This is a genomic window from Amycolatopsis sp. NPDC023774 (genome assembly GCF_040639695.1).
Taxonomy (GTDB): domain Bacteria; phylum Actinomycetota; class Actinomycetes; order Mycobacteriales; family Pseudonocardiaceae; genus Amycolatopsis.
Window position 1 is genome coordinate 53042 of the sequence record NZ_JBFAAJ010000028.1, and the last position, 21617, is coordinate 74658.

Sequence of the window (21617 nt, forward strand, 5' to 3'; positions counted from 1 at the left end):
TTCAGGACGTCGGGGCAGAGCGGCGGTTTACGCATCGAGCAACTCGGCGAGCAGGCTGCGGATCCGCCGGTCGATCTCGTCGCGGATCGGGCGGACCGCGTCCACGCCCTGACCGGCCGGGTCGTCCAGGGGCCAGTCTTCGTAGCGCTTGCCCGGGAACACCGGGCACGTGTCGCCGCAGCCCATGGTGATCACCACGTCAGACCGCTCGACGTCGGCGGTGGACAACTTGGTCGGCACCTCGGCGGCGATGTCGAGCCCCCATTCCGCCAGGGCTTGGGCGGCAGCCGGGTTGACCTGGTCCGCCGGCTCTGAGCCCGCCGACCGGACCGTGACCCGGCCCAAGGCGTGGTGCTGCAACAACGCCGCCGCCATCTGCGAACGGCCGGCGTTGTGCACACACACGAACAACACTTCGGGCACTCGGGTCACCGTGGATATCCTTTCAGGATCAGGGAATGTCATGAAGACAGCTCGCCGAGCAGTCCACACACACGGGCGTCGAGCTCGTCCCGGATGTGGCGAACCACCGCCAGCGGCTGCCCGTCCGGATCCGGCACATCCCAGTCGAGGTAGCGCCGGCCCGGGTAGATCGGGCACGCATCGCCGCAGCCCATCGTCACCACCACATCGGCCGCGTGGACCACCTCGTCGGTCAGCGGCTTCGGATACGCGCACGTCAGCGAGATGTCCAACTCGGCCATCGCCTCCGTGACCACCTCGGGAATCCCGCGCGAAGGCCGCGAGCCCGCCGAACGCACCGACACCCGCCCGAACGCGTGGTGATCCAACAGGGCCGCCGCCATCTGCGAACGGCCCGCGTTGTGCCCGCAGACGAACAGGACCTGCGGCACCTCGACCCGCACCAACCCCGTCGCGCGCCCGCGATCCTGCAACCGCTCCCGCGCGAACGTCCCGCGGAACCGGTCGGCCAGCTCGTCCACGATCCGTTCGACCTGGGCGTCCGCCTGGTGCGCGGGGAGGCCCCGCGAAGGCTGCACCATGACGCTCTCCTTGGATTGACTTATCTCGATCCAAGTGAACGCGATTGGATCGAACTTTGTCAATCCACGAGGTATGGTCAGAGGGGAGATACGCGCGACACGACGGGAGGGCGCATGACGGTCGAGCACCAGCAGAGGACCCCGGTCCGGGTCACCCTCCTGCTCGCCGAACCCGCCGCTGTCGTCACCGACACCGACGCCACCGATGCGGCCAAGCTCTTCAAGGCCCTCGCCGACCCGTTGCGCATCCGGCTGGTGTCGCTCGTCCGCCATTCACCCGGCGGTGAAGCCTGCTTCTGCGACCTCGCCGAAGAATTCGACCTGCCGCAGCCGACGCTGAGCCATCACCTGCGCGTCCTCGTCTCCGCCGGCATCCTCAACCGTGAACGCCGAGGCACTTGGAGCTGGTACAGCCTGGTCCCCGAGCCGTTGGAAAGCCTGCAGGCCCTACTGCGGGCCGGCGGTCCGCTGGTCGACCGCATCGCCGCGGTAGACGAGCCCGAACGAGCCCGCCGCTGCTGATTCGGCATGTCGACGTGGTGGTGGTTGAGCCGCGCACTCGGTGATGGTGACGTTGTGTGGCTCGCGGTCCGGCAGGCGTGGGAGATTGCCGTGGCCGGCGAGTGCTGATCGGGGGCACCCTGGCGAGGGGAGCGACTCAGGAGGACGGGCATCGCGGCTGCGCGCGGCCTGGCAGGCCTGGTCGTCGGGTGAGGAGGTGCGGCATGGCGGTGATCGAGGATGTTCGTGCCCTGGGTTCGGAGCTCGAGCGTTCCTATCCGGTATACGTGCGGGGCCGGTTGAAGTTCCGGGTCAAGCAGATCGTGTATGTCGCGTTCTCCCAAGACGAGGCGGTGATGGGTTTCGCGTTTCCGAAGGAGGAGCGGGCCGCGCTCGTGGCCGGTGAGCCGGAGAAGTTCCGGCTGCCGTCGGAGTCGGACATGCGGTTCAACTGGGTCGACGCCGAGTTCGCTGCCCTGGATCCGGCTGAAGCCCGCGAGTTCGTGGTGGACGCGTGGCGGATGGTGGTGCCCCAGAAGGTCGCCCGCGCCTATGACCTCACCCATCCCGATGGTCCGGGATGACGGCGCCTACCGTGCGGTTGGCGATGAGTTCGACGGATCGGCGGGCTCGATCGTCGGATGCCCTCTGCAAGCTGAAGGACCGAGTACAGAGCGTTCGGCCGCGGGCGCCGGCGGACGAAACCGACAGTTGCCCCGCACCACCTGACCCCACTTCGCGCGCGGGCGAGCCCTGCTGGCTGCGGACAAACGAACGTTTCATGGGCATGTGCGCACGGACATCAACTCGCTCCGGGGCTGCAGGCAGCAACGAACGCGTTGCGGTGTGCCACCAAGGCGCGCGGCACACGAACAGGATGCGGGTACGGCGGGCCAGCGAGTGTCACGCCAGGCGGGAACCGCGGCTGCCGCGGCGCCGGTTTCCGCCGCCGAGGCCAGCGGCACGTGAGCGGTGACCGCGCCGGTGGCGGGATCGGTGACGTCCGCGTAGGCGCCGGAGGTGCCGGACACGGCCGCTCCGGCGATCAGTGGGTCAGCCGCACCGGGCTCACCTGTGTTCCTTCCTGACCGACGCGAAGGCGTCGTGCATGGTTCTGGCGAGCAGGGAGGCGTCGGACGCGATGGACAGGAACCGGAACCCGCGGGTCAGGTAGTCGGCCGCGGCGGCGGCCGAGGGCGCCATGATCCCCGCTGTCTTTCCGTGCCGTTGCGCGGCGGCGGCCACGGTGTCGAGAGCGTGCCGGAACGCCGGTGAGGTGAACTCCAACGGCACACCCAGCGCGTAGGAGAGGTCCACAGGGCCGATGAACAGCACGTCGACGCCGTCGGTCGCGGCGATCTCGTCGATGTCGCGAAGCGCGCCGACGGTCTCGACCTGGATGACGCCGACGACCTCGTCGTTGCGCGAGGCGAGCACTTCGGGTCGCAGCCCGAACCGGGCCTGGCGGTTGTAGGTTGCCACCCCGCGGTCGCCGTCCGGCGGGTATCGGAGGGTCCGCAGGGCGTCCTGAGCCTCGGCGATTCCGGCGATCCGGGGGATCATGACGCCGCTCGCCCCGCCGTCCAGCGCCCGCCCGGCTCGCGGCCGGTCACCACTTTCCGTCCGGACGATCAGCGGGACTCCGTAGGCTCCCGCCGCGGTCACCGACGGCCCGACCAGTTCCTCGGAACCCCCGCCATGTTCCAGATCCAGCAGTACCCAGTCGGCGCCGGCCGCGGCCGCGATCTCCACCCCGACCGGGCTGCCGAGCCCCGCGAACGTGCCCCGGAGCGGCCCGTCAGAGGCAAGCTTTTCCTTGAACTGCACCGCGAACTGGTCGGTCATTGCGGCACCCCCGCACGGACCGCGGCCGCTGCCTTCGCGAAATCGAACGTCACGGTGGTCATTCCGCCGGTGACCTTGACGGTCTCGCCGGAAATGCTCCGCGCGCCCGGCCCGAGCAGGAACACGGTGAGCGCACCGATCTCGGCCGCGGTCTGCGCCCGGCCCAGTGGAATGGGCCGGACGTGTTCGGCGAAGACCTGTTCCGCCGGCAGGCCGGTCCGGTCGGCGTCCTCTTCCTGGATCCGGTCCCGGATCGGAGTCCGCACGATGCCGGGAGCGATGGTGTCGACGGCGACGCCGAGGGGGCCGAAGTCGAACGCCAGCCCGGTGCCGAACCCGACCAGCCCGGCCTTGGACGCCGCGTAGACGGCCGGGAGTACGCCGGGGACCGAGGCGATGTTCACCACGGCGCCGCCGCCGTTCTCGGTGAGGACCGTGCCGACGGCGTGGCGCGCCAGTCCGGCTTCGTCGAGGTCGACCAGCACGAGGTCGTAGCCGGCCTCGTGCACGGTGCGTGCGACGCCGCCGATCCCCGAAGCCACTCCGGTGACGAGGACAGTCCGGTCGTGGGCCATCGCCGGCTCCTCTTTTCCGGTCACGGCTTGAAGACGATCTTCAGGCCTTCGCCGGCCTGCGCCAGCGAAATTCCTTTGTGGATGTCCGACAACGGGAGCACGTGGCTCACCACGCGTTCGAGCGGGAGCTTGCCGCTCTGGATGAGGTCGAGCGATTCGCGCATGGTGTAGCGCATCAGGAACGACCCGAGAATGCGCAGCTCCTTGATCGTCACGGTCATCGCGGACAGGTTCGCGCGGTAGCTGTTGTTGATGCCGACGACCACGATCCGCGCCCGGTCCGCCGCGACGTCGACCGCGGTGTCCAGCTGGGTACCGACGGCCTCGAACACCAGCGTCGCACCGCGGCCGCCGGTGGCGGCCGGCACTGCCTCGCGTACGTCGACTTCGGCCGGGTTGAGCACCAGATCGGCACCGGCCTGCTTCGCCACCTCGGCGCGTTTGGCAGCCGGTTCGACCAGGATGACCTGTTCCACGCCGAAGTGCTTGAGCGCGACGACGGCGAGCAGACCCATCGGTCCGCCGCCGAGGACGACCGCGCGGTCGCCGACCACGACTCCGGCCTTGTTGATCCCGTTGAGGACACAACCGAGCGGCTCGGCGAGCACGAGGTGCTCGTAGGGCACGTCAGCGGTCACGCGGTAGGCGTAGTACGAAGGCACCTTGACGTACGTGGCCATGCCGCCGTCCCAGAAGAACCCGGGGGTGTTCGGCCACGGGATGTCGAGGTGCGGGTTGTCGAACAACGGCTCGCAGAAGTTGCCGTGTCCGTCACGGCAGGGGCCGCAGCGGCCGCACGGCGGGTTCTGGTCGACCGCCACGCGGTCGCCCACCGACAGTCCGCGCGCCTGCGGGCCGGTGGTGACGATCTCACCGCAGAACTCGTGCCCGAAGATCACGCCCGGCAGGCCCGGGTGCGTCGGGGGCGTGTGCAGGGCGTGCAGGTCCGACCCGCAGATCCCGACCGCGCCGACCTTGATGATGATGTCGTCGGGTTCGGTGATCACGGGTACCGCGTGCTGCTCCAGGGCCAGTACGCCCTCGCCCCGGAAGATCACGGCGGGCATCGTGACGGGCAGGGTGTCGGTCATCGGTGGCTCCTCTGCTGCTCGAGCGGGCGTGGCGGGCTGCGTGGGTACGGCCTCAGACCCGGGCGGCGGCGAGGTCCACGACGTTCCAGCCGCGCGCGCGGTCGCCGAACGCACGGTGCCCGTCGGCGGTCACGGTCACGGTGTCCTCGAGTTTGATGAACCCGCGCCGGGGGTGCAGCATCGTCGTTTCGATCGAGAGGACCATGCCGGCCGCCAGTGCGCGGGGACCGTCGTAGTTGGGATACGGAACCGGTCCGGTCGAGGTGAGCCGAGGAGCCTCGTGGCTGATGAGTCCCATGCCGTGGGCGACGAAGGTGCTCACGGCACGGTGGGGGCTCGTGGCCAGCACCTCGCCTGCCCGGTCGAAGATCGCCTGGCCGACCACGCCGTCCGCGATGGGTTCCCGCGCGGCCAGCTGCACAGCTTCGACTTCGGCCAGCAGATCCTCCAGCTCGGCGTCGGGTTCGCCGAGCACCGCCATGCGCGCGAGGTCGCCGATGTAGCCGCCGAGGTTGCCGCCGGAATCCAGGCACAGTACCTCGCCGGGTGCCCAGCTGGCGTTCGACGGCGCGCGATTGTGGCTCGCGCCCATGCTCACCAGGCAGTACTCGAAGGTCATGCCGCGGCGCGTCTGTTCCTGGCGCAGGGTCTGCACGATCTCCCGTTTCGTCGAGCCCGGCCCGTGCACGCCGAAGGTCGTCCGCATCGAGTCCACGATGGCGTCCGACGCTTCTTCGAGCAGCTTCAGCTCGTCCACCCGTTTCACCGCGCGAAGGCGTTCCAGCACGAACTGGCCGTCCCGCAGCGTCACCGACGGGTCGGCCGCCAGCCGCTGGTACGCCTCGACCGGCAGGAAAGATCCTTCGATGCCGACCACGGCCTGACCCGGCAGCACTCGGCGCACGTGTGCGAGGGCGAGTTCGATCGCGTCCTGCGCGCGCCACGTGCTGGTGTCCAGATCGGACACCCACACCGGATCGTTGTCCAGCTGCCACGATTCCATCGCGTTGCCGATGTAGCGGGTCGCGTCGAGCTCGCCGCGGACGTACACCAGCGTCGGCAGGTAGCGGCTGACCCCGATGGCGTCCATGTAGTCGAAGAAGAAGAACCTGTGCCCGCCCAGCAAGTACTGGACATTGTGCTTCGAGGTCACCATCAGTGCGTCGAGCCCGGCGCGTTCCATGAGCTCGTCGAGGTACCGGTGGTCAAAAGGGGGATTCACGAAGGCCTCCAGTCGTGGATGTGGTGGGGATCAGGCATCGGTCACCGAGAGCCTCCGCTGGTTGAACGCGTCCAGCAGCACGGCCACGAGGATCAGCGCGCCTTGGATGAACTGGACCCAGAACGGGCTCACGTTGAGCAGGGTCAGGCCGTTGTTGATGACGCCGATGAGCAGGACACCGATGAGCGTGCCGACCATGCTGCCCTTGCCGCCGAACAGGCTGGTGCCGCCGATCACCACGGCGGCGATCACCTGCAACTCCAAGCCGGTGCCCGCGGTGGGGGTGGCTGCGCCGAGCCTGCCCACCAGAACCAGCGCGGCCAGCCCGGCGCACGCGCCGGCGATCAGGTACGCGTGGAACAGCACCCTCTTGTCGGGGATTCCGCTCAGCCGCGCGGCCTGCCGGTTGCCACCGACCGCGTAGATCTGGTGCCCGAGCGTGGTGCGGGACAGCACAAGGTGCCCGACGAGGAACATCGCGGCGAGGAGGAACACCGGCACGGGGACGGCGCCGATCGTGGCGCCGCCGAGCCAGGTGAGCCCGCTCGGCAGTCCGTACACGCTCTGGCCTTGACTCAGCTGCAAAGTCAGGCCCCGGGCCATCCCGAGCACGGCGAGGGTCACGATGAACGGCGCCAAGCGCAGCCACGCCACGGAAATCCCGTTGAACGCACCGATCGTGGCGGCGATGACCAGACAGGCCAAGACACCGAGAAACCCGGCCAGCCCGCCGTTGACCAGTTGCGAGGCGATCATGCCGGCCAGTGCAACGTTCGCGCCGACCGACAGGTCGATGCCGCCGGTGATGATCACCAGCGTCGCACCGACGGCGGCGATACCCACCACTGTGGACTGGGTGAGAATATTGGTGAAATTGCGGCTCGACAGGAAGCTGTCGGACAGGAACGCCATCGCCACACAGGCCAGCACCAGCGCGACGATGATCGGGGTTCGGGGATGCCCGGCCAGGCGCCGAAGCACCGACGGCGGGGGTGGATCGGGGCTGCGGGTTTCTGCCGTCTTCTCCGTGGAGGTCGTGATCACCATGGTGGTCTTCCGTTTCTCACAGGCGAGTCAGGGGAGTCAGCCGGCGGCGGCCAGCTGGAGGACGCGTTCCCGGTCGAACTCGGCTCGGCGCAGCTCGCCGACCACCCGCCCGGCGCGCAACACGTACACGCGGTCAGCCATCGCGAGTACCTCGTCGGTGTCGGAACTGGTCAGCAGTACCGCGGCGCCGGACTCGGCCAGTGCCAGCACGTGCTCGTGGATGCCCGCTTTCGCACCCACGTCCACGCCACGGGTGGGGTCGTCGAGCAGCAGGACCTTGGGCGTGTGTGCGGCGGCTCGCGCGAGGACGATCTTCTGCTGGTTGCCGCCGGAGAGCTTGCCCGCCGGTTGACGGGGATCGCGGGTCTTGACACCGAATCCGGCGATGGCCTCTCGGGCGAGCCGCTCCTGCCGGCCACGACGCAGCCAGCCGACCCGGGTGAACGAGCGGTACACCCCGTAGGACAGGTTGTCCACCACCGACGCGTCGAGCACCAGGCCTTCCGCCTTGCGATCCTCGGGCGCATACACCACGCCGCGGCGCACCACGGCGTGCGCTCGCGCGGGAAGGGGATGGCCGTCTACCTCGACGTTCCCGCGTGAGCGCACGGACAGGCCCGCCAGCGCCTTGAGGAGTTCGGTGCGCCCGGCGCCCGCGAGGCCGACCAAACCCACGATTTCGCCGGATTTGACCTGCAGCGTCGCCTGTTTGACGCCAGGTGCGTCGAGCTCGCGTACCTGGAGCCGGTCGGCGCCCACCGGCCGATCCCGCCACGGGTAGGCGTGGGCCATGTCCTTGGCGAGCATGGCCCGCACGAGCTTCGCTTCGTCCCACTCGCCGACCGGGCCGACGCCCACGAGTTCACCGTCGCGCAGCACCGCGATCGTGTCGGCGATCTCGAACAGTTCGTCGAGGTGGTGGCTGACGTACAAGATGGCCATACCCTGCTCGCGCAACGACGTGATCGTGTCCAGCAGGCACTGTGCGTCGCGTTCGGACAGTGCCGAGGTCGGTTCGTCGAACACCAGCACACTCGCGTCGCGGGCGAGGCACCGCGCGATCTCGATGAGCTGCCGCTGGGCCAGCGAAAGCTGCCGCACAGGCCGGTCCAGTGGCAGGTCGGCCAGCCCGACGCGGTCGAGCGCGGCCCGGGCGGCCCGTTTGGCCGCGCCGCGCCGAACCACTCCCAGCCGGGCGGGCTGGCGGCCGAGCACGAGGTTGTCGAGCAGGCTCATGTCCGGGACATCGGTCAGCTCCTGGTAGATCACGCTGACACCCGCGTCGATCACCGCCCCGGGCGTGGCGGGCACATCGTGGCCGCGGAGCAGGATCCGCCCTGAGTCCGCCACTTCCGCGCCGGACAGGAGCTTGATGAAGGTGGACTTGCCCGCTCCGTTCTCCCCGGCGAGCGCGGTGACGGTGCCCGGCGCGAGCGTCAAGGACACCTCGTGCAGAGCGCGGATGCCCGGGTAGGACTTCGACACCCCGCGGAACTCCACCACCGGGACGGGCACATCAGACCTCATCGGACCAGATCCCGTAGCTCTTGACCTCCGACGAGTCGATGCTTTCCTTGGTGATGGTCGCCGAGGGCCAGTCGATCTGCTTCGGCACGGACTTGTGCGCCTCGAGATCAGCGACGGTGTCCACGGCCTTCTGCATCATCTTGATCGGGTTTTGGCTGATGCTGGCGTCCTGGACGCCGGCGCGCACGTCCTCGACGGCCGGCTTGGAACCGTCCACGCCGATCACGATGATGTGCCCGGGGTCGCCCACCGGCTTGAACCGGCCCTGCGACTTGATCGCCGCCGACACGCCGACAGCTTCGGCGTCGTTGGCCGCGAACACCGCGTCGATCTGGGGATTCGCCTGGAGGATGTCCACCATCAGCGCGTTCGACTTGGCGGTGTCGTAGCCGCCGTCCTGCGCCGCCACCACCTGCAGACCGGGGTAGTGGGCCAGCTGCCGGCGGAATCCTTCTTCGCGCCGCGTCGCCGACGGCGTGCCCAGGATGCCCTGGATGTCGACGACCTTCCCGGTCGCGGAACCCTTGCGGGCCTTCAGTTCAGCGGCGATCCGGTCGACGGCGTCGCTGCCGGCCTTGACGTCGTCGATGGTGATCGTCGCGGTGATCGGCGGGATCACGCTGTCGGCGATGGAGATGATCGGCACGTGTGCCATGTCGGCCGCGGACACGGCCGGTGCGATCGCCTTGCCGTCGGCGGGGGACAGGAGGATGTAGTTCACACCCCGGCTGATCAGGTTCTGAATGTCGGTGACCTGCTGCGCGGCGTCGCCGTTCGAGTTGGTGGTGACCAGCTTGTAGCCGTACTTCTGGGTCCCTGCGTCCAGGCCCTTCTGCATCCCCGCGAAGAAGGGGTTGGAGAGCGTGTACGTCGAATAACCGATCGTGACGCCAGACGCGTTGCTGCCGGAAGCACCGCCACACGCGACCAGACCGGCCGAAACGGCCAGAACGCTCATCACAGTCGCTGCCAGCGAACGAAGGTTTCTCATCTGGGCTCCTTTGCCAAGATCGAGCAGGACTCCGCGCCACCCCGGTCGCCTGTCGACCGAAACTGAGCGTGTCTGGCGAGTCATGGCGACGGACGCCTGTCGCCTGTCGACCGATTACGCTAGAGTGGCTCCAGGAAGGTGTCAACACGCCCGGCAGGAGCTGTCAAGGTCCCCCGTGAGAATCGTGGTGGGAGCCGGGCGAGCCTGGCGTGAAAGGGAGGGTGCACGTGAGCGAGCCGACTGTGCAGTGGGAAACGATGCGCATCGACGAAAACGCGCCGAAGCGGGCGCCGTCTCTGGCGGATCAGACTTACGCCACGTTGAAACGCTGGGTCGTGTCCGGCGAACTCGAACCCGGTTCCGTGCTCAGTGAAAACGATCTCGCCCGGAGGTTCTCGATCAGCCGTTCCCCGCTGCGGGAGGCGATCCGCCGGCTGCAGGACGAAGGTCTGCTCGACGTCTCCGGGCCGCGCGGGTTCACGGTTCCGGCGCTGTCGGTGGAACTGGTCCGGCAGGTCTACACGGTGCGCCGGGCTCTCGAGGTGGCCGCGGCCGAGACCGCCACCCGGATCCCGGCCGACAAGCTGGCCGCCATGCGCGAGCGCATGGACCTGATCGGGGACGCGATCGATCATGGCGACCTCGAACCGTTCAACGTCGCCGACTTCGACTTCCACGACCTGTTCGTGCTCAACTGCGGCAACCCCCTGCTCATCAACCACATCCACCGCTTGCGCGGGCACATCCAGCGCATCATCAACTGGGCCGGTCAGTTCCACGAGCACACGGCGCTGGCGTACAAGGAGCACCGGGCGATACTGGAGGCGATGGAGGCAGGCGATACTCGGGCGATGGGCGAAGCCGTCGACACGCACATCCGCAACGTCATGCACCGCTTGATCGACAAGCTCGATCCCGCTCGGGAAGCCGTGACCGCCGACTGAAAAGAGACTCCCCGCCATGGCCAACCCCGATGCCTTGCTGAGCACGTGCTGGACCTCCGCGGGTGATGTGATGCCGCTGCGCAACGGCGACCTGAGCCCGTTCGGCATCCGGGACCGGGTCGCGGCCGCCGCCGAAGCGGGGTTCAGCGGGTTCGGGATCACGCACACCGACCTCGTCGCTGTGCGCGACGAGGTCGGGTTTCCGGCGCTCGCAAGGGAATTCGAGCGGCACGGCATCACGACCGTCGAGGTGGAGTACCTCGACGACTGGTGGTGCTCGGGGGAGCGGCGCTCCCGATCGGACGTGGTGCGCGCCGATCTCCTGCACGCCGCCGAAGCCCTGGGTGCCTCGCACATCAAGGCCGGCGCCGGAGCGGCCGGTGACACCGTCGAGCCGGACGTGCTGCGCGCGGAGTTCGCGGCACTGGCGCGAGAAGCCGCGGCGGTGGGCACGCGGATCGCCCTGGAGCCCGCTGCCTTCTCGATGATGACGACGATCGAGCCCGCCGCGCGGCTGGTCCGCGACGTGGCTCATCCGGCGGGCGGGCTGCTCGTCGACATCTGGCACATCCACCGCAGCTCGATGTCCTATCAGGACCTGGAGCGCATCCTGCCACCGGAGTACGTCTTCGCCGTAGAGATCAACGACGGGTACCGGGAGGTGACCGGAACCCTGTTCGAGGACACCTTCGACAACCGCCTCTACTGCGGCGAAGGGGATTTCGATGTCGCTTCCTTCGTGAAGTCGTTGCGGCGCCTCGGCTTCACGGGTCCGTGGGGGGTGGAGATGATGTCGCGCGAGCACCGCACGCTCGACGTGCGCACCGCGACCAAGCAGGCCGCGGCGGCCGCGGCCGACCTCCTGGCGTCCGCCCGATGAAGGTCCACTCGCCGGCACAGTCCCCTGCGGGTCGTCTCCATCTCGACCGAAGCCGCGACGGTGCCGGGGGGAGATCGTCGAGACATTCGGCACTCTGCGGGACTGCTGGCCGATCATGACGATCAGGCCGGGCCATTGACGGTCGCCCTGCTGACCACGCACTCCGGGTGCTGCACCGGACAAGCCGCTCTCGCCGAAGCCGTCCGCGGCGTCGCGCAGTCGCCCGCGCGGGAGCTGGCGCACGGATCCGCGTCAACACCGTGGTGTGTGACGGGGAGTCCGGAAAGGACCTGCAGCCGACTTTGGACCTCCTCGCCGGCTCCGGTTCCGGCTGTGTCACCGGCTCGGCGATCGTCGCCGAGCCGATGGCCCGATCGGAAGCCGTCATCGCACACGGACGCAACATCCGCACCCCATCCGGCGCCGGGACCGTGCGCTGGCTCGACGGCGATCTTCTTGCCGCCGAGGGGAAAGGCGCCATCCGCGAAGCCTCGGCCGGTGGCCCGGGCGGCGTGATCGCCACCCACAGCATTTCCGGATCGCCCCGCCGACCCTTCCCGCCCTGCGACACTGCCGTGGCCGGTTCGTCGGGCGTCGCCTCGCAAGCAGGCTCGGTCGGGGAACCCGACAACGCCGCCTACAGCGCGTCGAAGTTCCCGGCGGTCGGCTGGATCCGTCACCTTGCCGGCCAGGCGAGCGAACAGGACGGCACGTACCACGTCCTCTGCGCCGGCTGCACCGAGCCCGCTGCTGACCACCGGGCACGATCAGTTCGCCAAAGCCCAAGGCACCGCGACCGCAGAAGAATTCGCTGCGCTGCGACAGCGCAGCAGCCCGGTCGGTCGCTTCGCCACCCCGCCTGAAACCGCAGCCGTCGCCGTTTGGCCACCGCGGACGGCCCCCGCCCGACGATCCTCGCCGAGAGCGGAGGCGAAGTCGTCCGGTAGCGGCGAGCCGCCGTTCGCTGCCCGGGTCGCCGGCTCCCGCGCGCTGATGATCAGGTGAACAGCCGCCGGACCTTTTCGTACGCCAGGTGTGCGGCCTCCTCGACCGGCAAGGCGCGGAAGGCCGGGTTGCCGATCTCCGCGGTGTAGACGCCTTCGTACCCGGACTCGGAGAGAACGCGGATCACCGAACGGAGGTCGAACGTGCCGTCTCCGGGGAGCAGCCGGGTGTTGCGGGAGACGGTGAGCAGGTCGCCGGAGACGGTGGAGGGCCCGTCGTTGAGCTGGACGGCGAGGATGAGTTCCGGGGGAATCCGCGCGAGGTCCGGAATGCGGCCGCCGGCGGCGAAGAAATGCCAGGTGTCCACGAGGAGGCCCGCGTTGGGGGCGTCGGCGAGCTCCAGGAGGTGCAACGCTGTGGGCACGTCGCGGATGGCCGACCACGGGAACGGCTCCACGGCGATGCGCAGCCCGTGAACGGCGGCCCGCACGCAGCGTTCGCGCAGGGCAGCGGCGGCGCGTGCGAAGTTCAGGGGGCCGGGCTGGTATTCGCCGGCCGAGAGGTAGCGGGCGCCGACTTGGTCGGCGAGGGCGAAGGCGCGTTCTTCGGTCGAGGCAACCGCGGCCGGATCGGTGCCGAGGGCCCAGCCGGACAGGAACTCGATCTCGACGAGTTCCAGGCCGTGCCGGCGAATCGGGTCGCTCGCCGAGCTCGCGGAGAGGTCGTTGGCATGCAAGCCGATTCCGGTGAACCCGGCGCCGGCCGCGGCAGCGCAGCGGTCGGCCAGGGAGAAGCGGGCCGGCTCGGTGAAGCCGGCGCCCGAGAGTGTGACGTGACTCGCCACCAGTGCGAGGCTCACGTGCGGTCCGCCGCGCGTGCGTGGAGGCCATCGAGTGCCATGACGTAGCCGTGCCAGCCGGCGCCGGCGAGGTAGAGGTCCGCGATTTCGGCGAAGACGTCTTCGCGTCGCCACGGTTCGCGCCCGAGCGGGTTGGACAGGTGCACGATCGCGAGGTCCAGGCCGGTATCGGAAAGGGCGTCGCGCAAGGACAGGCCGTAGTTCGTGAGCCCGGCGGGGTTGCAGATGATCGCGTCGGCGCCGTCTTGGCGTTCCTGCAGCCAGTCGATGAGCCGGCCCTCGCAGTTGGCCTGGACGTGGTCGACCTTCACGTCGAGCTCCCCGGCTCGGGTGTCGATCCGGGAGGTCACCTCGGTGAGCGGGTGAGTGCCGTAGAAGCGGGGGTCGCGCTTGCCGAGCCGGTTGAGGTTCGGTCCTTGGAGCACGAGCACGTGCATGGGGTTCTCCTTCAGTGTCATCAGGGGATGGGCGGCAGCTGTGCGCCCGCGCAGACGTGGAGCACCTCGCCGGTGATGTTGCGGGCGCGGTCCGACGCGAGGAACACCACGGCGTTCGCGACGTCGATCGGCTCGATGAGCCGGCGCAACGGGGCGAACGCCGTGTAGCGCTCGATCATCCGGTCCAGGTTGGCGACGTCGGTGCGCTGCTGGTTGAAGGGCGTGCGTACGAAACTGGGCGCGACCGCGTTCGCCCGCACTCCGAGCGGGCCGAGCTCGACGGCCATCGACACGGTCAAGCCCACCAGCGCGGCTTTCGAACTCGCGTACGACGTGTTGGCCGAACCGCCGAGCCACGCGCGAGAGCTGATGTTCACGACGCTGCCGGACCCCTGCTCGCGCCAGAGCGGGACCGCTGCCCGGCACAGCAGCATCGGGCCCTTGACGTTGACGTCCATCGTCGCGTCCCAATCCGGTTCGGGCGTGGTCTCGAGGGGATGCACGCGTTCGATCCCGGCACTGTTGACCAGCACGTCGAGGCGGCCGAACCGCTGTGCCACCTCGTCGACGAGCCGCTGCACATCGCCGGCGTCGGTGAGGTCCGCGGGCACCACCACGGGTGAGCCCTCGACCGCCGTCGCGGCGGCTTCCGCGGCGGCACCGTTGCGGTCGGCCAGAACGAGCCGAAAGCCGTCGGCCGCCAGCTCCCGTGCGATCACCGACCCCAGGCCGCCGCCGGCGCCGGTCACGATCGCGACTTTCTCCACGCTCACTCCTTTTGTCTTCGTCACCGCTCGACCGGAACGGTCGTGGCGGTTGTGCGCCGCGCGCCGAGCTGCGTGGTCGGGATCCGGTAGGTCTCCTTGCCCACCAGCACCGCGATCGCCGACACCAGACAGATCACGCAGGTGTAGATCGACACGGGTATCCACCCGGACGGCGAGTGGCCGGCGATGCTCGCGGTGATCACGGGCGTCACGCCGGCGGTCGCGAAGCCGAACTGGGTGCCGATCGCCATGCCCGACAATCGGACGCCGGTGGGGAACATCTCGGCGTAAGTTGCCGGCCACACCGCGAGGGTCGCGGAGAAGGCAACGCCGAGCAGCAGGACGCCGGTCACGGCGACCAGGGTCACGTCGGCCGTGGAGATCGACCACAGGAACGCCGCGGTCAGCACCGCGCAGCCCACGATGCCGCCGACGAACATCGGCTTGCGGCCGTGACGGTCCGACACCAGCGCGAGCAGCGGCACGGTGACGACGGCGAGTGCGTTGCCGCCCGCGGTGACCCACAGCAGGACGGTCTTCGACATGCCGATCCCGTACACGTCGTCTGTGGCGAACGCGAGCGCGAAGACCGCGAAGATGGTGCCGATGTTGGCGATGAGAGCGGCGAAGAAGACCCGCACGACCTGCCGGCTGTGGTGGCGGAACAGCTCGGCCACCGGCAGCCGGCGCACGTCGCCGCGCTCGACTTCTTCGGTGAACAAGGGGGTTTCGTCGAGCCGCCGCCGGATCAGGAAGCCCAGCACGACCATCACGGCGGACACGAGGAACGGGATGCGCCAGCCCCACGAGTACAGCGCGGCGTCATCGAGGCCCGCGGCCAGCGGGATGAACACCGCACTCGCCACGACCTGGCCGGCCTGGGAGCCGCCGAGCGTCCAGCTGGTGACGAAGGCGCGTCGGTGGTCGGGCGCGTGCTCGAAGGACATGGAGTTCGCACCGGCCTGCTCGCCGGACGCCGAGAACCCCTGCAGCAGCCGGAGCAGCACCAGCAGCGCGGGTGCGGCGACGCCGATCTGCCCGTAGCCGGGCAGGCAGCCCACGAGGAACGTCGAGGTCCCCATCAGCAGCAGGCTCGCGACCATCACCTTCTTGCGCCCCAGACGATCACCGAGATGGCCCATGAAGAACGAGCCGACGGGCCGGGCGAGGTATCCGACGCCGAACGTCGCGAGCGAGGCCAGCACCGCCGCGGTCGCGTTGCCCTGGGGGAAGAACACCTTGGGAAAGATCAGGGCGGCGGCAGAGGCGTAGACGAAGAAGTCGTAGTACTCCAACGCGCTGCCGATCCAGGCGGCGACCGCGGCCTTCTTCGGAGTGCGCTCGAACAGCGGGGGTGCAGTGGCCCCCGGGGCGTCGTCGACCATCGCGGGCTCCTCTCTGTGGGTGCTTCGGTTGTCCTGCACGGTTCCGCGGGCCGTTGCCTGGGAACGTAAAAGGCCCATTCGAGGGCGGCAAGCGTTTGCCAGATTTTGCCAACCGCAGCTACGGTGGCGCCTGGAACAGACAGGAGCCCTTCGGATGACCGTTCGTGAGCCGACCGAGCCCACCGGCGTCGGGAGCCGTCCCCGGCCGGCGACGCTGACCGATGTCGCCCGCGTCGCCGGGGTCGCACCCTCGACGGTGTCGCGGGCGTTCACGAGACCCGGGCGCGTCAACGCCGCTACGCGCGAACACGTGCTGCGGATGGCGGCGGAACTCGGGTATCGCCCGAACCCCGTAGCGCGGGCATTGGAGTCGGGCCGGACCTCGACGCTCGGGCTGGTCGTCTCCGACATCACCAACCCGCACTTCTTCGCCCTGGTGCGCGGGGCCGAGCGGCAGGCCTCGACGGCGGGGTTCACGTTGCTGCTGGGCGATACGCAGCAGTCGCCGCAGACCGAACGCACGGTGGTGGACCGGATCCACGCGTCCGTCGACGGGCTGATCCTCGCTGCGAGCCGGCTGCCGCCGGCGGAGTTGCGCGCCTACGCGGCCACGAAACCACTGGTGTTGATCAACCGTCAGGCCCAGGACGTCACGAGCGTCGTCACCGACCACGTCGACGGCCCGCGGCAGATCGTCGAGCACTTGCACTCTCTCGGGCACCGCGCGCTCGTGTTCCTGAGCGGGCCGCGGGAATCGTGGTCCGGGGCCCAGCGCTGGGCCGTCATCCGCGACACCGCGAAGTCGCTCGGCATCGCGGCGACGCGCCTCGGTCCGTTCCCGCCGTCCATGGCGGGCGGGCCGGCCGCCGCCGACGCGGCCATCGGAACCCCCGCCACCGCGGTGATCGCCCACAACGACCTGCTCGCGATCGGGGCGTTGCGGCGGTTCAGCGACCGTGGCTTCACCGTGCCCGGCGACATCAGCGTGGTCGGCTTCGACGACATCTTCGGCGCCGACTTCTGCGCTCCGCCGCTCACCACGCTCACCGGCCCCCTCGACGAGGCAGGCCGCAAAGCCGTGGAGATCCTGGTGACACAGCCGGAAGTCACCGTGCGCGCGCCCCGGTTCTCGCTGCCTTCGCACTTGAAGATCCGGGAGTCGACCGGGCCCGCACGGCCGAGACGGAGCTGAACCGAGGGCGTCGCAAGCCCGTGCTGACGAACAGCGACGGAGCCACCGCGGTGATCTAGCGCGTTGCCGATCTCGATCCTGCCCACCTATCGCAGGGAGCGAACCACGAAGGCGCCCTCGTCGACCGGGTGCACGCCCACCGCGACGCGCTTGACGCGATCGTGATCACGCCCTCGACGGCAAGGAGCGCAACGACATCTTCGCCTCCTCGGCAGCGGTGTCCCTGCCGGTGCGGGTTTGGCGCCGTTACGCCCTGGCCGTCGAGGTACTCGTGTTCAAGGTTCAGAACCGGGTGGTTGCCGCGAGGTGGGGAATCAGGCGTACTGGGAGGCTGAGCCGTTCTTCGCGGTGGGCACACGATTTCGCGCGTCGCGGCGAAGAGGCTGACGTATCCGGTGCGGAATTGCGTCGAGCGCATCGCGGTCCGCTTGACGGAGTTTGCCGACCGAGTTCACGCCGTGACTCCGCCTGCGGGGACGAGCTGGCGCACGCCGGTGGAGGCCGCGCGGTTCACGGTGTCGATGAAGCGGTGGCGGTGGAGCGCGTGCCGGAAGTCGGGGACGAGTGAGGTGTGCTCCGCGAGGTCACGGGCGTTCTGCGCGTAGAGCTGCGCGACGTTGTGCGCCGGTCCGGCGAGGTCGCGAGGGACGTCCGCGAAGTAACTATCGGACACCGTCAGGGGTTGCACCGTGGTGTCGTCGCCGCGGCCGCCGGAGAGGGTGAGGTCGGCGACCTGGAAGTTGCCGTTCGAGGAGGTCAGCACAATGTCGCCGGCGGTGCCGTTGATTTCCCAGCGCAGGTTGTCGCCGCGGGAGACGCCGCCGCGGTAGTAGATCGAAGCCGCGGCGCCGCTGGTGAGCGCACCGCCGAGCGATACCGCGAAGAGCGGCGAGAGCGGGAACGTGACTGATGGCAGCCCAGCCGGTGGTGCCACCACCGAGGATGCCGACGCCGATCTGATTCATGGTTGCACTTCTGCTCTGACGTTGCAGATTGGGGTTGATGCGTTTCTGGACCGGATGCCGTCAGCGGCCACGCTGAGTCGGACAGTCGAGGCCATGTGTGTGGGCCGGTCGGAGGTATGCAGCTGACCACTTCGGTGACAAGGGGCCGAGTCGCGCTGACTCCGAGCGGTGTTCGACGCACAGCCGAGTCAGGAAGACCTCGCTGATGCGCCGTTCGGTGCCGGTGTGGCGGTCGGCGTCGTGGTGATGGTCCAGCCGTTGAAGCGAGTGGCGTCGGCGAAGAACAGCGGATCCTGTGTCGCCCGGACGTCGGTCGCGGTGTCCTCGGCGGTGAACTCGATCTCCGGCATCGACTCCTGGTGCATGCTGGGGCCCGACCTCGAGCGGGAGTCGGGACACGGCCGGTCCGCGCACGACACCTTCTATCTCGGACTTGCCGTCGTCGGTGAACAATCGCCGCCGGCCACCCGGTCCGCAGGGGCCGGGAAACCAAAGGTTCCTTTCTGTAATGACTGATCGTTCCTGAATTGGTGCACAATCGCGGCTCCGTGGCCTTTCTGGGCTCGACTCAGCAGAGGCAGGTCAGGGCGAGGTCCACCGTCGCCATGAGCGTGGCGCGGTCGGGTCGGATGGCACCGACGACCCGCAGTCCCTGGATGGTGGTGGCGAGCAGTCGTGCCGTTGTCGCGGCGCGCGGTCGGCGGGGAGCTCGCCGGCGGCCTGGCCGCGAACGATCAGCTCGAACAATGCGTCCTCGAGCGATTGAATGGTGCCCTGCAAGCGATCGCGTACGGCGAGATCGCGGTGCGCAAGTTCGGTCGCCGCGCCGACCACGAGGCAGGCCTCACGGTTGCCGTCCTCGACGGTCGCGTCGACCACGCCCACCAGAACCTCGCGAATGACGGCCTTGGCGTTCACACCTTCCTTGAGTAGACCGACGATCGGCTCCGCGTACTGCTCCCGGTACCGGTCGAGGACGGCCAGGTAGAGGCCTTCCTTGCTGCCGAACGCCGCATAGAGCGACCCTCGGCCGACGCCGGTGGCGTCCACGAGGTCCTGGATCGACGTTCCCGCGTACCCTGCCTGGCGGAACGCCGACATGGCGGCCTCGATCGCCGCGTCGGTGTCGAATTCTCTCGTCCGTGCCACGAAGCGACCGTGCCCGTTGTGGAATGTACGGTCAAGTAAGAGTGGGAAGAGCAGCAGCACCCGCGCCGCTGATGATCGTGGTGACACCGTTGATTCGCACGCACTCGCTCCGCACTCCTGGAGCGGGTGAGTGGTGAGCAACTCCGCCACTTGCCGCAGGCAACCCGGGGCCAGGACGGGTGGCTGTGAGAGCAGATCGGCAACGAGAGTCCTCTTCGGACGGTCAAAGGCAGGCCGTCAGAAGCCGACTCGGAGTGATTCGGTGGCCTGCGTGATCAGCTCCTGGAGCCGAACCCCGCGCCACACGTCAAGTTCGTGCGAACGCCCGGCGCGCACGGCGGCGGCGAACTCGGCTCGGATGACCGGCCAGGCTTCGCTGTGGTCGATCGCGGCCGTGTCGTAGGCCACCGTGCCGGTGGTGCCGAACAGTTCGACGGTCGTCCGTACGCGGTCGAGGCCGATCACGCCGGAAAGCGAAGCCTGACTGACGGCGCCGTTCTCGTGCTCGCAGGTCAGCTCGATCCACCGGGTCGAGTCCCCGGCCGCGCGGATCGCGGCGATGGGGCCGAGTGTGGTTTCGAGCAGGTCGAGCAGGTGCGGGCCAAGGTCGGGCAGCGCGCCGTGCTCCAGGCGCCAGCCCGTGGCCAGATCGCCGCCCAGGAACGCGCCGTGCAGGTAGCACGAGCGGGCCCCCACGGCGTCGAACGTCTTCGCCCGCTCGACGAACCGGCGGGTCTCCGGGTGGTACCGCTTGGTGAGGACCAGCTGGCTCACCACGCCCGCCTCGTCGATGGTTTCGGCGAGTTCCCGCGCGGCCGGCAACGTCAGCGCCACCGGCTTCTCCAGCAGCACGGCCTTGCCGGCGCGGGCGGCGCGGCGGGCCAAGTCGGCCTGGACATCGGGCCGGACGGCGAAGGCGACGGCCTCGCACGCGTCGAGCAGTTCGTCGAAGTCGGTGGTTCCCTTCGCGCCGTGGGCATCCGCGAGTTGGGCGGCAGCCTCTTCTCGGCGCGCGTACACGACGGTGAGCGTGGTTTCCGGGCCGGCGGCGAAGGTCGGGGCGTGCATCGTGTGCGCCCACGGCCCGGCTCCGACCAGTCCCACGCGGACGGGTGCTGCGGTCACGACGTTCCTTCCCGGGCCAGCCGCTCGTCGACGACGGCGGGGGAGTAGGCCGCGTCGAGCACCATCGCCTGCGCGCCGTAGAGGCCGGCGAAGTCCCCGAGCTCGCTGCTGGTCACCTGCAGGTGCCTGGTCGCCCGGGGCAGGGCCTTCTGGTAGATGACCTCGCGGACGCCGGTGACGAAGTGCGTGTCGGCGAGGTCGCCGGCGATCACGAGCACCTCGGGGTTCACCATGCACACGACCGTGGTCAGGACCTCGCCGACGAGCCGGCCCGCCTCGCGGGCGAGCTCCACCGCCTCCGGCCGCCCGGCCGCGAGGTGGGCGGCCAGCTCACGGCTCGACCTCGTCGGCACGCCGCGTTCGGTGAGCCGGCGCGCCAGCGCACCGCCGCTCGCCACGGCGGCGAGACAGCCGCGGGAGCCGCACATGCAGACCGCGTCGTCGTGGCCGGGCAGGCGGATGTGCCCGATGTCGCCGGCCCCGCCGTCGACGCCGCGCAGCAGGCCCCCGTTGAACACCAGCCCCGAGCCGATCCCGGCCGACACCTTGACGAGCACCAGCGGCGAGGACTCCGCGTACTGCTGCGTGTGCTCGCCCAGCGCCATGATGTTCGCGTCGTTGTCCACCAGGACCGGCACCCCCCAGCGACCGGCGAAGTGGTCGGCGATCGAGTAGCCGTCCCAGCCGGGCATGATCGGCGGCTGACGCACGGTTCCGGTCTCGAACTCGACCGGCCCCGGCACGCCGACGCCGATGCCCCGCACCTGCCCCGGCGGTCGCCCCGTCTGGTCGAGCAGCACGTGGAAGCGGGCGTCGAGCGTGTCGAGGACCGGAACCGGCCCGGCGGCCACGTCGAGGGCGATCCGCTCCTCGGCCAGGCGTCGGCCGTCGAGGTCGACGACGGCCAGCCGGGCGTCCGCAGTGTCGAGGTCGGCGACGAGCACGACGCCGGCGTCGGTGAACTCGAGCAGGACCGACGGGCGGCCGCCGGTCGAGTCCTCGGTGCCGTGGGAGCGCAGGTAGCCGCGGTCGAACAACGGCTTCAGCCGCTGCTGCACGGTCGAGCGGGACAGGCCCGTCTGCTGCTGCAGATCGGCGCGCGTGCGCGCTTTCCCCGTGCGGACCAGCCAGAGCAGGTACCCGGAAGACATCGTCACCGGTGCAAC

Annotated in this window: 24 protein-coding genes; 7 read left to right on the top strand and 17 right to left on the bottom strand. The window is 69.5% G+C overall.

Annotation, left to right across the window (positions count from 1 at the left end; translation table 11 throughout):
* Positions 1 to 27: 27 nt before the first annotated feature.
* Together AB0F91_RS37150 and AB0F91_RS37155 are read right to left on the bottom strand one after the other, a co-directional pair.
* Positions 28 to 432, bottom strand: coding sequence for an arsenate reductase ArsC (locus AB0F91_RS37150; protein WP_360605427.1), 405 nt, complete (start codon positions 430 to 432; stop codon positions 28 to 30).
* Positions 433 to 461: 29 nt separating this feature from the next.
* Positions 462 to 1004, bottom strand: a complete 543-nt coding sequence (locus AB0F91_RS37155) for an arsenate reductase ArsC (protein ID WP_360605429.1) — start codon at positions 1002 to 1004, stop codon at positions 462 to 464.
* Between the two features lie 114 nt (positions 1005 to 1118).
* On the opposite strand from AB0F91_RS37155, the gene AB0F91_RS37160 reads away from it, so the two are divergent.
* Both AB0F91_RS37160 and AB0F91_RS37165 read left to right on the top strand, forming a co-directional pair.
* Positions 1119 to 1526 (top strand): metalloregulator ArsR/SmtB family transcription factor, encoded by a 408-nt coding sequence (locus tag AB0F91_RS37160; protein ID WP_360605431.1) that lies wholly within the window; start codon positions 1119 to 1121, stop codon positions 1524 to 1526.
* Positions 1527 to 1729: 203 nt separating this feature from the next.
* Positions 1730 to 2089 carry a hypothetical protein gene (locus tag AB0F91_RS37165; RefSeq protein ID WP_360605433.1) on the top strand — a complete coding sequence of 120 codons (360 nt, stop codon included), beginning with the start codon at positions 1730 to 1732 and terminating at the stop codon, positions 2087 to 2089.
* A 484-nt stretch (positions 2090 to 2573) separates the two neighbouring features.
* On the opposite strand, the gene AB0F91_RS37170 is transcribed toward AB0F91_RS37165, so the two are convergent.
* From AB0F91_RS37170 to AB0F91_RS37200, 7 genes are read right to left on the bottom strand one after another with little or no spacing between them, the layout of a single operon-like run.
* Positions 2574 to 3350: an aldolase/citrate lyase family protein gene (locus tag AB0F91_RS37170; protein WP_360605435.1), complete on the bottom strand. Its 777-nt coding sequence runs from the start codon at positions 3348 to 3350 to the stop codon at positions 2574 to 2576.
* Complete coding sequence (locus AB0F91_RS37175; RefSeq protein WP_360605437.1) at positions 3347 to 3925, bottom strand: SDR family oxidoreductase; 579 nt, start codon at positions 3923 to 3925, stop codon at positions 3347 to 3349. Before AB0F91_RS37175 ends, AB0F91_RS37170 begins: the two co-directional genes overlap by 4 nt.
* A gap of 20 nt (positions 3926 to 3945) precedes the next feature.
* Positions 3946 to 5016, bottom strand: coding sequence for an alcohol dehydrogenase catalytic domain-containing protein (locus tag AB0F91_RS37180; protein WP_360605439.1), 1071 nt, complete (start codon positions 5014 to 5016; stop codon positions 3946 to 3948).
* A gap of 52 nt (positions 5017 to 5068) precedes the next feature.
* Entirely contained in the window at positions 5069 to 6238 is a 1170-nt protein-coding gene (locus AB0F91_RS37185; protein ID WP_360605441.1) for a Xaa-Pro peptidase family protein, read from the bottom strand.
* 30 nt (positions 6239 to 6268) lie between these two features.
* Positions 6269 to 7285: an ABC transporter permease gene (locus AB0F91_RS37190; RefSeq protein ID WP_360605443.1), complete on the bottom strand. Its 1017-nt coding sequence runs from the start codon at positions 7283 to 7285 to the stop codon at positions 6269 to 6271.
* 36 nt (positions 7286 to 7321) lie between these two features.
* Complete coding sequence (locus AB0F91_RS37195; RefSeq protein ID WP_360605445.1) at positions 7322 to 8812, bottom strand: sugar ABC transporter ATP-binding protein; 1491 nt, start codon at positions 8810 to 8812, stop codon at positions 7322 to 7324.
* On the bottom strand, positions 8802 to 9803 hold the full coding sequence (locus tag AB0F91_RS37200) for a sugar ABC transporter substrate-binding protein (protein WP_360605447.1): 1002 nt from the start codon (positions 9801 to 9803) through the stop codon (positions 8802 to 8804). Before AB0F91_RS37200 ends, AB0F91_RS37195 begins: the two co-directional genes overlap by 11 nt.
* Before the next feature lie 227 nt (positions 9804 to 10030).
* On the opposite strand from AB0F91_RS37200, the gene AB0F91_RS37205 reads away from it, so the two are divergent.
* The 3 genes from AB0F91_RS37205 to AB0F91_RS37215 all read left to right on the top strand — a co-directional run bounded on the left by AB0F91_RS37205 (position 10031) and on the right by AB0F91_RS37215 (position 12490).
* On the top strand, positions 10031 to 10747 hold the full coding sequence (locus tag AB0F91_RS37205; RefSeq protein ID WP_360605449.1) for a GntR family transcriptional regulator: 717 nt from the start codon (positions 10031 to 10033) through the stop codon (positions 10745 to 10747).
* Between the two features lie 16 nt (positions 10748 to 10763).
* The gene (locus AB0F91_RS37210; protein ID WP_360605451.1) at positions 10764 to 11627 is read left to right on the top strand and encodes a sugar phosphate isomerase/epimerase family protein; all 864 of its coding nucleotides are present in this window, start codon (positions 10764 to 10766) and stop codon (positions 11625 to 11627) included.
* Between the two features lie 302 nt (positions 11628 to 11929).
* Positions 11930 to 12490: a hypothetical protein gene (locus tag AB0F91_RS37215; RefSeq protein WP_360605453.1), complete on the top strand. Its 561-nt coding sequence runs from the start codon at positions 11930 to 11932 to the stop codon at positions 12488 to 12490.
* Between the two features lie 134 nt (positions 12491 to 12624).
* Here the strand turns inward: AB0F91_RS37215 and AB0F91_RS37220 are convergent, their stop codons facing one another.
* From AB0F91_RS37220 to AB0F91_RS37235, 4 genes are read right to left on the bottom strand one after another with little or no spacing between them, the layout of a single operon-like run.
* Positions 12625 to 13431 (bottom strand): sugar phosphate isomerase/epimerase, encoded by an 807-nt coding sequence (locus AB0F91_RS37220; protein WP_360605455.1) that lies wholly within the window; start codon positions 13429 to 13431, stop codon positions 12625 to 12627.
* Complete coding sequence (locus tag AB0F91_RS37225) at positions 13428 to 13889, bottom strand: type II 3-dehydroquinate dehydratase (RefSeq protein ID WP_360605457.1); 462 nt, start codon at positions 13887 to 13889, stop codon at positions 13428 to 13430. The genes AB0F91_RS37220 and AB0F91_RS37225 overlap by 4 nt, the downstream gene beginning before the upstream one ends.
* On the bottom strand, positions 13889 to 14635 hold the full coding sequence (locus AB0F91_RS37230) for an SDR family oxidoreductase (protein WP_360605459.1): 747 nt from the start codon (positions 14633 to 14635) through the stop codon (positions 13889 to 13891). The genes AB0F91_RS37225 and AB0F91_RS37230 overlap by 1 nt, the downstream gene beginning before the upstream one ends.
* A gap of 20 nt (positions 14636 to 14655) precedes the next feature.
* A complete protein-coding gene (locus AB0F91_RS37235) occupies positions 14656 to 16020 on the bottom strand; it encodes an MFS transporter (RefSeq protein WP_360605461.1) in 1365 nt (454 codons plus the stop codon).
* A 154-nt stretch (positions 16021 to 16174) separates the two neighbouring features.
* Between AB0F91_RS37235 and AB0F91_RS37240 the strand changes: the two genes are divergently transcribed.
* Positions 16175 to 17212, top strand: a complete 1038-nt coding sequence (locus AB0F91_RS37240) for a LacI family DNA-binding transcriptional regulator (protein ID WP_360605463.1) — start codon at positions 16175 to 16177, stop codon at positions 17210 to 17212.
* 451 nt (positions 17213 to 17663) lie between these two features.
* Here the strand turns inward: AB0F91_RS37240 and AB0F91_RS37245 are convergent, their stop codons facing one another.
* Entirely contained in the window at positions 17664 to 18146 is a 483-nt protein-coding gene (locus AB0F91_RS37245; protein ID WP_360605465.1) for a hypothetical protein, read from the bottom strand.
* A 199-nt stretch (positions 18147 to 18345) separates the two neighbouring features.
* Between AB0F91_RS37245 and AB0F91_RS37250 the strand changes: the two genes are divergently transcribed.
* The gene (locus tag AB0F91_RS37250; protein WP_360605467.1) at positions 18346 to 18693 is read left to right on the top strand and encodes a hypothetical protein; all 348 of its coding nucleotides are present in this window, start codon (positions 18346 to 18348) and stop codon (positions 18691 to 18693) included.
* A gap of 66 nt (positions 18694 to 18759) precedes the next feature.
* Here AB0F91_RS37250 and AB0F91_RS37255 read toward each other — a convergent pair whose 3' ends face one another.
* The 3 genes from AB0F91_RS37255 to AB0F91_RS37265 form a co-directional block, all read right to left on the bottom strand.
* Entirely contained in the window at positions 18760 to 19386 is a 627-nt protein-coding gene (locus AB0F91_RS37255) for a TetR/AcrR family transcriptional regulator (RefSeq protein ID WP_360605469.1), read from the bottom strand.
* A 177-nt stretch (positions 19387 to 19563) separates the two neighbouring features.
* The gene (locus AB0F91_RS37260) at positions 19564 to 20451 is read right to left on the bottom strand and encodes a Gfo/Idh/MocA family oxidoreductase (protein ID WP_360605471.1); all 888 of its coding nucleotides are present in this window, start codon (positions 20449 to 20451) and stop codon (positions 19564 to 19566) included.
* Entirely contained in the window at positions 20448 to 21602 is a 1155-nt protein-coding gene (locus AB0F91_RS37265) for an ROK family transcriptional regulator (RefSeq protein ID WP_360605513.1), read from the bottom strand. The genes AB0F91_RS37260 and AB0F91_RS37265 overlap by 4 nt, the downstream gene beginning before the upstream one ends.
* Positions 21603 to 21617: the final 15 nt, after the last annotated feature.